Annotated in this window: 9 protein-coding genes and 4 tRNA genes; 8 read left to right on the forward strand and 5 right to left on the reverse strand. The window is 71.2% G+C overall.

Going from position 1 to position 12,882, the window contains the following annotated elements:
• Nucleotides 1–13: 13 nt before the first annotated feature.
• On the forward strand, nucleotides 14–961 hold the full coding sequence (locus ACZ3ZE_RS21760; protein WP_442305758.1) for a DUF8083 family protein: 948 nt from the start codon (nucleotides 14–16) through the stop codon (nucleotides 959–961).
• A 590-nt stretch (nucleotides 962–1,551) separates the two neighbouring features.
• The gene (gene bldC / locus ACZ3ZE_RS21765) at nucleotides 1,552–1,758 is read left to right on the forward strand and encodes a developmental transcriptional regulator BldC (protein ID WP_003949541.1); all 207 of its coding nucleotides are present in this window, start codon (nucleotides 1,552–1,554) and stop codon (nucleotides 1,756–1,758) included.
• Between the two features lie 423 nt (nucleotides 1,759–2,181).
• Here the strand turns inward: bldC and ACZ3ZE_RS21770 are convergent.
• Both ACZ3ZE_RS21770 and hrpA read right to left on the reverse strand, forming a co-directional pair.
• Nucleotides 2,182–2,255: transfer RNA gene (locus tag ACZ3ZE_RS21770), tRNA-Asp, on the reverse strand.
• Nucleotides 2,256–2,343: 88 nt separating this feature from the next.
• Nucleotides 2,344–6,318 carry an ATP-dependent RNA helicase HrpA gene (gene hrpA, locus ACZ3ZE_RS21775; protein ID WP_361167843.1) on the reverse strand — a complete coding sequence of 1,325 codons (3,975 nt, stop codon included), beginning with the start codon at nucleotides 6,316–6,318 and terminating at the stop codon, nucleotides 2,344–2,346.
• Nucleotides 6,319–6,436: 118 nt separating this feature from the next.
• On the opposite strand from hrpA, the gene ACZ3ZE_RS21780 reads away from it, so the two are divergent.
• The 3 genes from ACZ3ZE_RS21780 to ACZ3ZE_RS21790 are packed head-to-tail and all read left to right on the forward strand — an operon-like array spanning nucleotide 6,437 to nucleotide 8,471.
• On the forward strand, nucleotides 6,437–6,784 hold the full coding sequence (locus ACZ3ZE_RS21780; RefSeq protein WP_361620979.1) for a hypothetical protein: 348 nt from the start codon (nucleotides 6,437–6,439) through the stop codon (nucleotides 6,782–6,784).
• A 59-nt stretch (nucleotides 6,785–6,843) separates the two neighbouring features.
• Nucleotides 6,844–7,641 (forward strand): DsbA family protein, encoded by a 798-nt coding sequence (locus ACZ3ZE_RS21785; protein WP_467260201.1) that lies wholly within the window; start codon nucleotides 6,844–6,846, stop codon nucleotides 7,639–7,641.
• Nucleotides 7,638–8,471 (forward strand): cytochrome c biogenesis CcdA family protein, encoded by an 834-nt coding sequence (locus tag ACZ3ZE_RS21790; RefSeq protein WP_363293415.1) that lies wholly within the window; start codon nucleotides 7,638–7,640, stop codon nucleotides 8,469–8,471. Before ACZ3ZE_RS21785 ends, ACZ3ZE_RS21790 begins: the two co-directional genes overlap by 4 nt.
• 139 nt (nucleotides 8,472–8,610) lie before the next feature.
• Here the strand turns inward: ACZ3ZE_RS21790 and ACZ3ZE_RS21795 are convergent.
• The 3 genes from ACZ3ZE_RS21795 to ACZ3ZE_RS21805 all read right to left on the reverse strand — a co-directional run bounded on the left by ACZ3ZE_RS21795 (nucleotide 8,611) and on the right by ACZ3ZE_RS21805 (nucleotide 8,891).
• A tRNA-Phe gene (locus tag ACZ3ZE_RS21795) sits at nucleotides 8,611–8,684 on the reverse strand.
• A gap of 22 nt (nucleotides 8,685–8,706) precedes the next feature.
• Nucleotides 8,707–8,780, reverse strand: a tRNA-Asp gene (locus ACZ3ZE_RS21800).
• 38 nt (nucleotides 8,781–8,818) lie between these two features.
• A tRNA-Glu gene (locus ACZ3ZE_RS21805) sits at nucleotides 8,819–8,891 on the reverse strand.
• A 126-nt stretch (nucleotides 8,892–9,017) separates the two neighbouring features.
• Between ACZ3ZE_RS21805 and ACZ3ZE_RS21810 the strand changes: the two genes are divergently transcribed.
• The 3 genes from ACZ3ZE_RS21810 (at nucleotide 9,018) to ACZ3ZE_RS21820 (ending at nucleotide 12,739) form a co-directional block, all read left to right on the forward strand.
• Complete coding sequence (locus ACZ3ZE_RS21810; RefSeq protein WP_361167831.1) at nucleotides 9,018–9,368, forward strand: metallopeptidase family protein; 351 nt, start codon at nucleotides 9,018–9,020, stop codon at nucleotides 9,366–9,368.
• Nucleotides 9,369–9,616: 248 nt separating this feature from the next.
• The gene (locus ACZ3ZE_RS21815; RefSeq protein WP_467260203.1) at nucleotides 9,617–10,147 is read left to right on the forward strand and encodes a hypothetical protein; all 531 of its coding nucleotides are present in this window, start codon (nucleotides 9,617–9,619) and stop codon (nucleotides 10,145–10,147) included.
• 201 nt (nucleotides 10,148–10,348) lie between these two features.
• Entirely contained in the window at nucleotides 10,349–12,739 is a 2,391-nt protein-coding gene (locus ACZ3ZE_RS21820; RefSeq protein WP_361167828.1) for a DEAD/DEAH box helicase, read from the forward strand.
• Nucleotides 12,740–12,882 lie beyond the last annotated feature (143 nt).

Genomic DNA, 12,882 nt, shown 5'->3' on the forward strand with positions numbered 1-12,882 from the left:
AAGGATTTGCGACATGCCGGACCCGTCCGCCCCCTCGTCGGTGCTCGTTCCGTACGCCTCCTACTTGCGGGTGTACGAGCCGCTGGCCGCGTTCCCGGAGCCGGAGCGGAGCCACTGGGCCCGCTACGCCCGCCGTACGGACCTGCCAGGCGCGCAGCAGGAACTGCGCCGCTCCCTGGCGGACTTGGTGCGGGTGCCGCCGGCCCCGGTGCCGGCCCGCGAGAGCGGGGACGCGTTCGTGGTGACGGTGGACGGGGCGGTCCTGGTCTGCCCGTGGCGCACCCGGCTGCGCGGGTGGCTGGCCCTGGAGGACCTGGTGGGCGGGACGCTGCCGGCGCCGGTCCTGGACGCGATGCTGGCGCCGGAGGCGCGGGCGCGGGTGGCGGCGGAGCACGAGCGGTGGCGGGAGCGGAATCCGGACGCGCGGCCGTGGATCCGGGGCGCGGTGTGGCAGGTGCCGCTGCGGTGGTTCGCGCTCTTCTCGGACGAGGAGCGGGAGTACGTGCCGGGGGCGGCGTGCGGGGCGGGCGCGGGTGCGGGCGACGCGGGTGACGGGGGCGCCGGGAGCGGCGGGAGCGTGGGGAGCGGCGTGGGTGCCGGGGACGCCGTGGCCCGGCCGCCGGTGCTGCGCTACCGGACGCCGATGGCGCAGGCGCGGCGGCGGCTCGCGCGGGCCCTGAAGGCGCTGCGGGAGGCCATCGACGAGGGCCCGATGACGGAGGGTCTGGTCGAGGTGGGGCGCTGGCTGGAGGAGTTCCATCCGCGGGCGCTGGTGGAGCTCGACTACGGCGGCCTGGTGCACGCGCTCGCGGCGGAGGCGCTGGAGGCGGACCGGTCGGCGGCCGACATGGCGGTGGGGATCGCGGCGCTGCGGGACGGCGACGAGGAGGCCGCGCAGGAGGCGTACGGGCGGCTGGCGGAGCGGTGGCGGGCGGTCCGCGATCTTCAGTTCGCCAACTGACCGGGGCGGGTCTCCGGCCCCTGGAACCGACCGTCTTCGCGGTTATCACTCGACAGATCGGGTCCATCTGGCTTAAATGATCTTCTCGCTGGACGTCTGTTCGGGTCTTTGGTGTGTTCTCGTGGGGACGTTGGGGCGGGTGTGGCAGGACGTAGGTCCCGATCCGGGCCTTTGGCTCAAGCGTGACGGATAGCACTTACCGCACCCTTGCGCCCATCACCCACCCTCGTGCCAAAATAGGACAAGGAGTCCGGGGAGGGTTCCTTCCGTCCAAGTAAGGGCGGAATGCTCAGCATTGCACTCTATGGGGGGTCTGAGGACTCCTGATCGCTCTGTGACTGATCGTCACAGGGGCGTGACTGTCCGTTATGGCATGGTCCATCGACTTCCGCCGCTGATGAACACCTGCGAGGGCAATTCCATCGGTTTGGCCGACGTGGCTGGACGGATGGTGTAGTTGTAGTGCCGAGGACAAGCCGTTCGTCCTATAACCGACTCGGCCCGCTACTGCCATTTCGGGCAACGCGGGTCAAGGTGCAGAATTTAGAGGAAAGAACCGAGATGGTTCGGTTCTCCCGAGGAGGCCGCTCATGACCGCTCGCACCCCTGATGCCGAGCCGCTGCTGACCCCTGCCGAGGTTGCCACGATGTTCCGCGTGGACCCGAAGACGGTCACCCGTTGGGCGAAGGCGGGCAAGCTCACGTCCATCCGCACCCTGGGTGGGCACCGCCGGTACCGCGAGGCCGAGGTTCGCGCTCTGCTGGCGGGCATTCCGCAGCAGCGCAGCGAGGCCTGAGGTACTCGCGACTTACGCAGCACCCCGTAATACCCGCAACACCGGGCACAAGCCGGGTCCCCCAACCCGGTCCGCCCACCCCAAGCTCTGCTGACGAACTACCTGCCCCAACAGGTTCTCCGTCGTCGATCGCGCTGGACTCCGCCGGGTCCAGCGCGATCTTTTTATGTCCGCCGCCGGCCCCGTCCCTGCCGTGCAATTGCACATATTAAATCGAAGCCATGTAGGGGAGGTGTAAGTGAAGCACTTCCGAAAACGGATTGAGTGACACCCGTCACATCGTCAAACTCTTGCCATGGAACAGCCTTCCACCCCGGGGAAGCCCGCCAACGCGCCGTTGGTCACCCCTTGCCGGGACCTTGGTCCCTCGGATGCGGGAACGCAAGAAGGCCCGCACCGAACGGTGCGGGCCTTCTCTGCTTGCGACTCTGACGGGACTTGAACCCGCGACCTCCACCTTGACAGGGTGGCGAGCTAACCAACTGCTCCACAGAGCCTTCGCAGCCGCTGAACTGTGGCTGCGAGAAAGACTGTACAGCAGGTCAGCGGTCTGGTCGAACTCGGCGGGCGCGCCCGCCGAACGGGCTACGGCACCGCCGCGTCGATCGCCTTCACGATCCGCTTGTCGGAGACCGGGTGGGCCGTGCCCAGGGCGTGCGCGAAGTAGCTGACCCGCAGCTCCTCGATCATCCAGCGGATGTCCGTGACCTGCGTCGGCACCGGCCGGCCCTTGGGGAGCTGTTCGAGCAGCCACGCGTACTCGTCCAGCATCTCGTGGACCTTCTCCATCCGGGTGGTGTCCCGCTGCACGCCCGTCGGCATCTGCTGCAGCCGCCGGTCCGCCGCCACCAGATAGCGCATCAGGTCCGGCAGCCGCTTCAGGCCCGTACGGGTCACGAAACCGGCCGGCATCAGCCAGGCCAGCTGGTCGCGCACGTCCTTGAGGTTGGGCAGCAGCGCGGGGCTTCCGGTGGCCTTCAGGCGCCGCTCACAGGCCTGCCAGGCCGCCAGGACCTGCTGCACCTGCCCCACGGTCCGCACGGTCAGCTCCACGAGGTCCGCGCGGACCTTCTCGTACAGCTTCCGGAAGGACTCCTCGTCCCACGCGGGGCCGCCGTGGTCCGCGATCAGCCGGTCGGCCGCCGCGGTCGCGCAGTCGTCGAAGAGGGCCTGGATCGAGCCGTGCGGGTTCGCCGACAGGGCCAGCTTCTGCTGGTTGGTCAGCCGGTCCGAGGCGAACTTCGCCGGGTTCACCGGGATGTTCAGCATGATCAGCTTCCGGGTGCCCCGCCACATCGCCAGCTGCTGCTCGGCCTCCGTGTCGAAGAGCCGTACGGCCACGCTGTCGCCCTCGTCGACGAGCGCCGGGTACGCCTTCACCGGCTGGCCCGCCCGCCGGGTCTCGAAGACCCGGGTGAGCGTGCCGATCGTCCACTCCTTGAGCCCTGTGCGCTCCAGAGAGGGCCCGGAGCCGTCCGGGCCGGCCGTCGCCGCCGCGGCGGCCTGGGAGAGCGCCTGACGGGCCTTGGGGCGCATCCGCAGCTTGAGCGCCTCCAGGTCCTTGTCCTCGGCCAGCTTGCGGCGCCGCTCGTCGACGATCCGGAAAGTGATCTTGAGGTGCTCGGGCAGCTTCGCCCAGTCGAAGTCCTCGGCGGTCAGCGGGACGCCCACCATCCGCTGGAGCTCGCGCGCGAGCGCGCCCGCCAACGGCTCCTGGACGGGCACGACCGCGTCCAGGAAGCGGGTCGCGAAGTTCGGCGCCGGGACGTAGTGGCGGCGGATCGGCTTGGGGAGGGACCGGATCAGCTCCGTGACGACCTCCTCGCGCAGGCCCGGGATCTGCCACTCGAAGCCCTCGTCGGTGACCTGGTTGAGCACCTGGAGCGGGACGTGCACGGTCACACCGTCCGCGTCCGCGCCCGGCTCGAACTGGTACGTCACCCGGAACTTCAGCGCGCCCTGCCGCCACGAGTCCGGGTAGTCGTCCTTGGTGACCGCACCCGCCTTCTCGTTGATGAGCATCTCGCGCTCGAAGTCGAGGAACTCCGGCTCCTCGTGGCGCTTGTGCTTCCACCACGAGTCGAAGTGCGCGCCCGAGACGACGTGCTCGGGCACCCGCTTGTCGTAGAAGTCGAACAGCGTCTCGTCGTCGACGAGGATGTCCCGGCGCCGGGCCCGGTGCTCCAGCTCCTCGACCTCGGTGAGCAGCTTGCGGTTGTCGGCGAAGAACTTGTGGTGGGTGCGCCAGTCGCCCTCGACCAGCGCGTTGCGGATGAACAGCTCGCGGGAGACCTCGGGGTCGATCCGGCCGAAGTTCACCTTGCGGTCGGCGACGATCGGCACGCCGTACAGCGTCACCTTCTCCAGGGCCATGACGGCGGCCTGGTCCTTCTCCCAGTGGGGCTCGCTGTACGTCTTCTTCACCAGGTGCTGGGCCAGCGGCTCGATCCACTCGGGCTCGATCCGCGCGTTGACCCGCGCCCACAGGCGGGAGGTCTCCACCAGCTCGGCGGACATCACGAAGCGCGGGGGCTTCTTGAAGAGCGCGGAGCCGGGGAAGATCGCGAACTTGGCGTTGCGGGCGCCGAGGTACTCGTTCCGGGTGCCCTCCCGCTTGCCGTCCCGGCCGCCGCCGTCCTTGGACTCCTTCACGTCCTTCAGGCCGACGTGGCTGAGGAGCCCGGAGAGCAGGGAGACGTGGACGGACTGCTCGGGCGCGTCCTCCTCGTTGGGGTGTATCCCCATCTGCTTGGCCACCGTGCGCAGCTGCGCGTAGATGTCCTGCCACTCCCGGATCCGCAGGAAGTTCAGGTACTCCTGCTTGCACATCCGGCGGAACGAGCTGGAGCCGCGCTCCTTCTGCTGCTCGCGGATGTAGCGCCAGAGGTTGAGGAAGGAGAGGAAGTCGCTCGTCTCGTCCTTGAAGCGTGCGTGCTGCTGGTCGGCCTGGGCCTGCTTCTCGGCGGGCCGCTCGCGCGGGTCCTGGATGGAGAGCGCGGCCGCGATCACCATGACCTCGCGGACGCAGCCGTTCCGCTCGGCCTCCAGGACCATCCGGGCGAGCCGCGGGTCGACGGGCAGCTGGGAGAGCTTGCGGCCCTGCTCGGTGAGCCGCTTCTTCGGGTCCTTCTCCGCGGGATTCAGCGCGCCCAGCTCCTGGAGGAGCTGCACGCCGTCCCGGATGTTGCGGTGGTCCGGCGGGTCGATGAAGGGGAACTTCTCGATGTCGCCGAGGCCGGCCGCGGTCATCTGGAGGATGACGGAGGCCAGGTTGGTCCGCAGGATCTCCGCGTCGGTGAACTCCGGCCGGGTCAGGAAGTCGTCCTCGGAGTACAGCCGGACGCAGATGCCGTCGCTGGTACGCCCGCAGCGGCCCTTGCGCTGGTTGGCGCTGGCCTGGCTGACCGGCTCGATCGGCAGCCGCTGCACCTTGGTGCGGTGCGAGTAGCGGGAGATGCGGGCGGTGCCCGGGTCGATCACGTACTTGATGCCGGGGACGGTGAGCGAGGTCTCGGCCACGTTCGTCGCGAGGACGATCCGGCGGCCGGAGTGCGCCTGGAAGACCCGGTGCTGCTCGGCATGGCTCAGTCGCGCGTACAGCGGCAGCACCTCGGTGCCGCGCAGGTTCTTCTTGATCAGGGCGTCGGCGGTGTCGCGGATCTCGCGCTCGCCGGAGAGGAAGACCAGGATGTCGCCGGGGCCCTCGGCCTGGAGTTCGACGACGGCGTCGCAGATCGCGGTGATCTGGTCCCGGTCGGACTCCTCGCTGTCCTCTTCGAGGAGCGGGCGGTAGCGCACCTCGACCGGGTACGTACGGCCGCTGACCTCGACGATCGGCGCGTCGCCGAAGTGGCGGGAGAAGCGCTCCGGGTCGATGGTCGCGGAGGTGATCACGACCTTCAGGTCGGGGCGCTTCGGCAGCAGCTGGGCCAGGTAGCCGAGCAGGAAGTCGATGTTGAGGGACCGCTCGTGGGCCTCGTCGATGATGATCGTGTCGTAGGCGCGCAGCTCGCGGTCCGTCTGGATCTCGGCGAGCAGGATGCCGTCCGTCATCAGCTTCACGAAGGTGCCCTCGGGGTTCACCTGGTCGGTGAAGCGCACCTTCCAGCCGACCGCCTCGCCCAGCGGGGTGCGGAGCTCCTCCGCGACGCGCTCGGCGACCGTGCGGGCGGCAAGCCGGCGGGGCTGGGTGTGCCCGATCATGCCCCGGACGCCGCGGCCCAGCTCCAGGCAGATCTTCGGGATCTGCGTGGTCTTCCCGGAACCGGTCTCACCGGCGACGATCACGACCTGGTGGTCGCGTATCGCCTCCAGGATCTCGTCCTTCTTCTGGGAGACGGGCAGCTGCTCGGGGTACGAGACCGCGGGCACGCGGGCGGCGCGCGCGTCGACCCGCTCCTTGGCCTTGCCGGCCTCGGCGGCGATCTCGTCCAGGACGGCCTCACGGGCCTCGGGCTTGCGGATGCGGCGGGCGCCTTCGAGACGGCGGCCGAGCCGGTGCGAGTCCCGCAGCGAGACCTCGGCCAGGACGGACTGGAGGGCGGCGAAGGAAGTAGACATACGGGATCCAGGATCGCACCTGTCGCGGAGAAGCGGCGAACCGATTTACGAGGGCCGGACCGACGGGCTGCGTAATATTTCGGGCACACCCGCAAGGACCGTCCCGAAAGGTTTCCGCATGGCCCGCACCGCCCGCGCGCTCGCGGCGTTCGCCGCGCTGGCGGGCCTGGTGCTCGGACTGGTGGTCTGCGGGGCCGCCACGCCGCCGCCCGCGCCCGGACCGGTCGTCGCGGGCGCCGTGGCACCCGGCTGCGGGCAGGGCCATCCGGTCGACGAGGGGGCCGCGGGCCCCGTCGTACCGCCGCGCTCGCACGGCTTCGGGGAGCTGCTGCCCGCGCTCGTGGGCGCGCGGGCGGGCTGCGCGGACTGGGCCGTGGACGAGGGCCCGGACGAGACGACCCGGGGCCGGGAGCCGCCCGCCCTCGTGCCCCCCTCACCGGTGGAGCTGTCGATCCTGAGGGTCTAGACGGCCGGCGCCCCTCCTCGCCGCCCGTCCTCTTCCTCCGTCCTCAGGAGCGCTTCCGCATGCCCCAGTCCAAGCCCGTCATGATCATCGGCGGTGTGGTGCTCGCCGCCACGCTGCTCGGCGTCGCCTCGTACGCGACCACCAGGCCCTCCGGCCCCTCCTCCTCGCCCGGCGCCGCCGCCGAGGTCTCCGCCGACCCGTCCGCCGGCGTCTACCCCGAGCTGGAGGCGTACGCCCGCCGGGACGCCTCCGACAAGTTGGCCCTCGGCCGCGCCGACGCGCCGGTCGTCCTCATCGAGTACGCCGACTTCAAGTGCGGCTACTGCGGGAAGTTCGCCCGGGACACGGAGCCCGAGCTGGTGAAGCGGTACGTCGACGCCGGCACCCTGCGCATCGAGTGGCGGAACTTCCCGATCTTCGGCGAGGAGTCGGAGGCGGCGGCCCGGGCCTCCTGGGCGGCCGGGCAGCAGGGCCGGTTCTGGGAGTTCCACAAGGCGGCGTACGCGCAGGGCGCCAAGGAGAAGGGCTTCGGCAAGGAGCGCCTGACCGCCCTCGCGAAGGAGGCGGGCGTCCCGGACCTCGCCCGCTTCACCCGCGACACGGACGGGGCCGCGGCCCGCGCCGCCGTCTCCAAGGACCAGGAGCAGGGCTACTCCCTGGGCGCCACCTCCACCCCCTCCTTCCTCGTCAACGGGCGCCCGATCGCGGGCGCCCAGCCGATGGAGGCCTTCACGGAGGCGATCGACGCGGCGGCGAGGACGGCCGCCGCGAAGAAGCCGGGGCCGAAGGCGGGGCCGAAGTCCGGGCAGAAGCCGGGTCCGGAGTCGGGGGCCGGGCAGGCGGAGTCCGGCCGGTGACCTCCGGGATCGGGTACTTCGCGGCCTTCCTCGGCGGGCTGCTGGCCCTGCTCAGCCCGTGCAGCGCCCTGCTGCTCCCGGCCTTCTTCGCGTACTCGGTCGACGGCCGGGCCCGTCTGGTCGCCCGTACCGGCGTCTTCTACGCGGGCCTGGCCACCACCCTCGTCCCGCTGGGCGCGGCCGGCTCCTTCGCCGGGCGTCTCTTCTACGGGCACCGGGATCTGCTGGTGGCCGTCGGCGGCTGGCTGATCATCGGGCTGGGGGTGCTGCAGATCCTCGGTCTGGGCTTCGCGTCCCGCCGGATGAGCGAGGTCAGCGGCCGGATCCGCCCCACGACCGCGTTCTCGGTGTACGCCCTGGGCCTGGTCTACGGCCTCGCCGGCTTCTGCGCGGGCCCCATCCTGGGCAGCGTCCTGACCGTGGCCGCGCTCAGCGGCAGCCCGGTCTACGGCGGCCTGCTCCTCGCCGTGTACGCGCTCGGCATGGCCGTCCCGCTCTTCGTGCTGGCCCTGCTCTGGAACCGTTACGACCTGGGACGGCGGCGCTGGCTGCGGGGCCGGCCGATCCGGCTCGGCCGGTTCGAGCTGCATTCGACCTCGCTGCTCTCGGGCCTGTTCTTCATCGCCCTCGGCACGCTCTTCCTGGTCTTCGACGGGACGACCGCGCTGCCGGGCCTGCTGTCCGTGGACGACTCGTTCGCCGTGGAGGAGCGGGTGGGCGCCCTGGGCCGCGTCGTCCCGGACTGGGCGCTGCTCCTCGCGGTGCCGGCCGTGGTGGCGGGCGCCTTCGCGGTGCGGGCCCTGCGGGGGAGGCGGCGCGAGGAGGCGTGAGGGGTAGGGGGAGGAGGGCGGCGCCCTGCTCCCCCTACCGCCGTGGTCGTGATCGTGGTCCCGGCCCCGGCCCCGGCCCCGGTCCTGGTCCTGGAACACGAAGAAGGCCCCGTTCTTTCGAACGGGGCCTTCTCTTTTGTGGCTGGGGCCGGGGTCGAACCGGCGACCTATCGCTTTTCAGGCGATCGCTCGTACCAACTGAGCTACCCAGCCACGAAGCTGTTTCCAGCTTCAGCGACTCTGACGGGACTTGAACCCGCGACCTCCACCTTGACAGGGTGGCGAGCTAACCAACTGCTCCACAGAGCCATATGTTGTGCGAGACAAGTCTCGCACAGGGTTGTGCGTGCCCCCAACGGGATTCGAACCCGTGCTACCGCCTTGAAAGGGCGGCGTCCTGGGCCACTAGACGATGAGGGCTAAGGGCCCACCTGGGCGCTTTCCAGCGCGTCGGGGACGTGAGAAGCATATGGGATCCCGGCCGGATCGCCAAAACGGTTTCCCCAGGCAGGTGGAGGGGGCTGTCGAGAGAGGGAGAATGGGCCCGTGCTGGAGATGACGCGTGAGGAGTTCGAGGAGCTCGTCGCCGAAGCCCTGGACCGGATCCCGCCGGAGCTGACCCGGCTGATGGACAACGTCGCCGTGTTCGTGGAGGACGAGCCGTCGCCCGACGACCCCGAACTGCTCGGGCTCTACGAGGGGACGCCGCTGACCGACCGGGGCGAGTGGTACGCCGGTGTGCTCCCGGACCGGATCACCATCTACCGCGGGCCGACCCTTCGGATGTGCGCGTCCCGCGAGGACGTGGTCGCCGAGACCGAGATCACCGTGGTGCACGAGATCGCCCACCACTTCGGCATCGACGACGAACGGCTGCACGCGCTGGGCTACGGCTGAGCCGGGCCCGGTCGGGCTGAGCCCGGCTCAGCCAGTCCGAACGGGACCGGGCGGGGCTTGCGGCGGCTGGGGCGTGTCCCTTGCGGCGCCAAGGGAGTTGGGCAGGGCGACGCGTTCGATCGGCTCGGTCGGCGCCCCGTTCCCGCCCGTCATGTCCTGGAGGTGCCTCCGTGCGCCATATGCCCACCCCGGTGCGTTGGGCCGCGACCGCGTTGGCGGTCGCCGCCTGCGCGGGTCTGAGCGGCTGTATGAGTGTCAGCGACGACGGCGCGAAGCCGGCGCCCCGCAACTCCGCGGGGAAGCCGGGCGCGGCGGCCGGTGCCGCGGAGGACGGCGGCCTGTCCGGCGGGAGCGAGGGGGGCGGGTACGACCGTACGGTCCGGGGCGGGCCGGACGCGGACGGCTCGGGCAAGGGTTCGCCGGTGCCCAGCGGCTCTCCGACGGCCTCCGCCAAGCCGGCCGGCGGCGCGGGCGCGGCGGGCGGGGGCGGGTTGCCGAAGCCGCCGCAGACGCCGGGCGGGACGGGCGGCCCCGGCGCGGGCGCGGGGGGCGGCTCGGGCGCGCCGGGTGGCGAGACCACGCCACCGGTCGATCCGACGCAGCCGACGCCGACCCAGGACCCGACCACGCCGCCGCCGGACCCGACGTCCGATCCGACGGTCACCGAGACCCCCTCGACCACCCCTGGGGCGGACACCCATATGGGGGCCATGAGGGCGGCGGAGGGGCCGGGCGGGCCCTCCGAGCCGGAGGCATCACCGCAGGCCAGGCCGGTGTGACGGTGATCGGTTTGCCTTGGGTGGGGGGGAGTGCGTATGGTGGTAGATCGTTTGATCCCATTTGCCCGGCGCCACGACCGAAGAGCGCCGTGACTGGCGCGTACTCTCCCTTGCCGTGGCTGACCGCATTGAGGCGGTCCGTAGTGCGAAACACGGAGTTGACGGGCGCGTGCCGAGACTCCGGAAGGTTTCGCATTTCGCATGTCCATTTTCAGTTCTGATCACGCCGTCCTGCCCGAGAACGAGAACGACGAGACCGTCGCCGAGGCCGTAGTGGCCACCGACGCCGTCGAGACCGTCGAGGCCGCGGACGCCACCGACACCGCCGACGCCCTCGCCGCCGACGCCGTCGAGGACGACGTCGAGACCGTCGAGAACACCGCCGACGACGCCGACGACGTCGACGAGGCCCCCGGGATCACCTTCGGTGACCTGGGTCTCCCCGAGGGCGTCGTGCGCAAGCTGGCGCAGAACGGCGTCACCACCCCCTTCCCGATCCAGGCCGCGACCATCCCGGACGCCCTGGCCGGCAAGGACATCCTCGGCCGCGGCCGCACCGGCTCCGGCAAGACCCTCTCCTTCGGTCTGCCGCTGCTCGCCGGCCTCGCCGGTGGTCACACCGACAAGAAGAAGCCGCGCGGCATCATCCTCACCCCGACCCGTGAGCTCGCGATGCAGGTCGCGGACGCCCTCCAGCCGTACGGCGACGTGCTCGGCCTCAAGATGAAGGTCGTCTGCGGCGGTACGTCGATGGGCAACCAGATCTACGCCCTGGAGCGCGGCGTCGACGTCCTCGTCGCCACCCCGGGCCGTCTGCGCGACATCATCAACCGCGGCGCCTGCTCCCTGGAGCAGGTCAAGATCGCCGTCCTCGACGAGGCCGACCAGATGGCCGACCTGGGCTTCCTGCCCGAGGTCACCGAGCTGCTCGACCAGATCCCCGGCGGCGGCCAGCGGATGCTCTTCTCCGCCACCATGGAGAACGAGATCGGCACCCTGGTCAAGCGCTACCTGACCGACCCCGTCACGCACGAGGTCGACAGCGCGCAGGGCAACGTCACGACCATGACCCACCACGTCCTCGTCGTGAAGCCGAAGGACAAGGCCCCGGTCACCGCCGCGATCGCCGCCCGCAAGGGCCGCACGATCATCTTCGTCCGCACCCAGCTGGGCGCCGACCGCATCGCCGAGCAGCTGTGCGACGCCGGTGTGAAGGCCGACGCGCTGCACGGTGGCATGACGCAGGGCGCCCGTACCCGGGTCCTCGAGGACTTCAAGAAGGGCTACGTCAACGCGCTCGTCGCGACCGACGTCGCCGCCCGAGGCATCCACGTCGACGGCATCGACCTGGTCCTGAACGTGGACCCGGCCGGCGACCACAAGGACTACCTGCACCGCTCGGGCCGTACCGCCCGCGCCGGCCGCTCCGGTGTCGTGGTCTCCCTGGCCCTGCCGCACCAGCGCCGCCAGATCTTCCGCCTGATGGAGGACGCGGGCGTCGACGCCTCGCGCCACATGGTCGGCGGGGCGGGCGCGTTCGACCCCGAGGTCGCCGAGATCACCGGCGCCCGCTCGCTCACCGAGGTCCAGGCCGACTCCGCGAACAACTCGGCCAAGCAGGCCGAGCGTGAGGTCGCCGACCTGACCAAGCAGCTGGAGCGCCTGCAGCGCCGCGCCGTCGAGCTCCGCGAGGAGGCCGACCGCCTGGTGGCCCGCGCCGCCCGTGAGCGTGGCGAGGACCCGGAGGCCGCGGTCGCCGAGGTGACCGAGGCCGCCGAGGCCGAGGTCGCGGAGGCCGTCGCCGCCGTGGCGGCCGAGCCGGTCCGCGAGGAGCGCCGCGACTTCGACCGCCGCGACGACCGCGGTGGCTACGAGCGCCGTGACAACGACCGTGGCGGCTTCCGTCGCGACAACGACCGCGGTGGCGACCGTGGTGGCTTCCGTCGTGACAACGACCGTCCGTCCGGTGGCTTCCGCCGTGACAACGACCGTCCGTCGTTCAACCGCGACCGTGACAACGACCGTGGCGGCTTCCGTCGTGACAACGACCGTCCGTCCGGCGGCTTCCGCCGTGACAACGACCGTCCGTCGTTCAACCGCGACCGTGACAACGACCGCGGTGGCTTCCGCCGTGACAACGACCGTCCGGCCGGTGGCGGTTTCCGTCGCGACAACGACCGTCCGTCGTTCAACCGCGACCGTGACAACGACCGTGGCGGCGACCGTGGTGGCTTCCGCCGCGACAACGACCGTCCGTCGTTCAACCGCGACCGTGACAACGACCGCGGTGGCGACCGTGGCGGCTTCCGCCGCGACAACGACCGCCCGGCCGGCGGTGGCTTCCGCCGCGACAACGAGCGCCGTGACAACGACCGTGGCGGCTTCCGCCGCGACGACCGCCCCTCCGGCGGCCACCGTGGCAGCGACCGTCCGTTCAACCGCGACCGTCGTGACGACCGCCCGTCCAGCGGCTTCCGCCGCGACGACAGCCGCCCCTCGGGCGGTGGCTTCCGCCGTGACGACCACCGCCCGTCCGGTGGCAGCGCCAACTTCCGCCGCGACGAGAAGCCGCGCTGGAAGCGCAACGGCTGACCTTCCGTAAGGCCGTGAAAGGGCCCGCGTCCGCACTTCGGTGCGGGTGCGGGCCTTTTCCGTACCGCTGTTGGCCCCGGCCGGTCCGCCCCGCCCGGTGCGCCGGGGCCGATACCCGATCGGTTTCGGGGAGGTCTCCGGCT

The organism is Streptomyces sp. NPDC023157 (assembly GCF_055560575.1).

Coding starts and splice junctions, on each gene's coding strand:
- ACZ3ZE_RS21760 (WP_442305758.1), top strand. CDS start 14: ATGCCGGACCCGTCCGCCCCCTCGTCGGTGCTCGTTCCGTACGCCTCC.
- bldC (WP_003949541.1), top strand. CDS start 1,552: ATGACCGCTCGCACCCCTGATGCCGAGCCGCTGCTGACCCCTGCCGAG.
- hrpA (WP_361167843.1), bottom strand. CDS start 6,318: ATGTCTACTTCCTTCGCCGCCCTCCAGTCCGTCCTGGCCGAGGTCTCG.
- ACZ3ZE_RS21780 (WP_361620979.1), top strand. CDS start 6,437: ATGGCCCGCACCGCCCGCGCGCTCGCGGCGTTCGCCGCGCTGGCGGGC.
- ACZ3ZE_RS21785 (WP_467260201.1), top strand. CDS start 6,844: ATGCCCCAGTCCAAGCCCGTCATGATCATCGGCGGTGTGGTGCTCGCC.
- ACZ3ZE_RS21815 (WP_467260203.1), top strand. CDS start 9,617: ATGAGTGTCAGCGACGACGGCGCGAAGCCGGCGCCCCGCAACTCCGCG.
- ACZ3ZE_RS21820 (WP_361167828.1), top strand. CDS start 10,349: ATGTCCATTTTCAGTTCTGATCACGCCGTCCTGCCCGAGAACGAGAAC.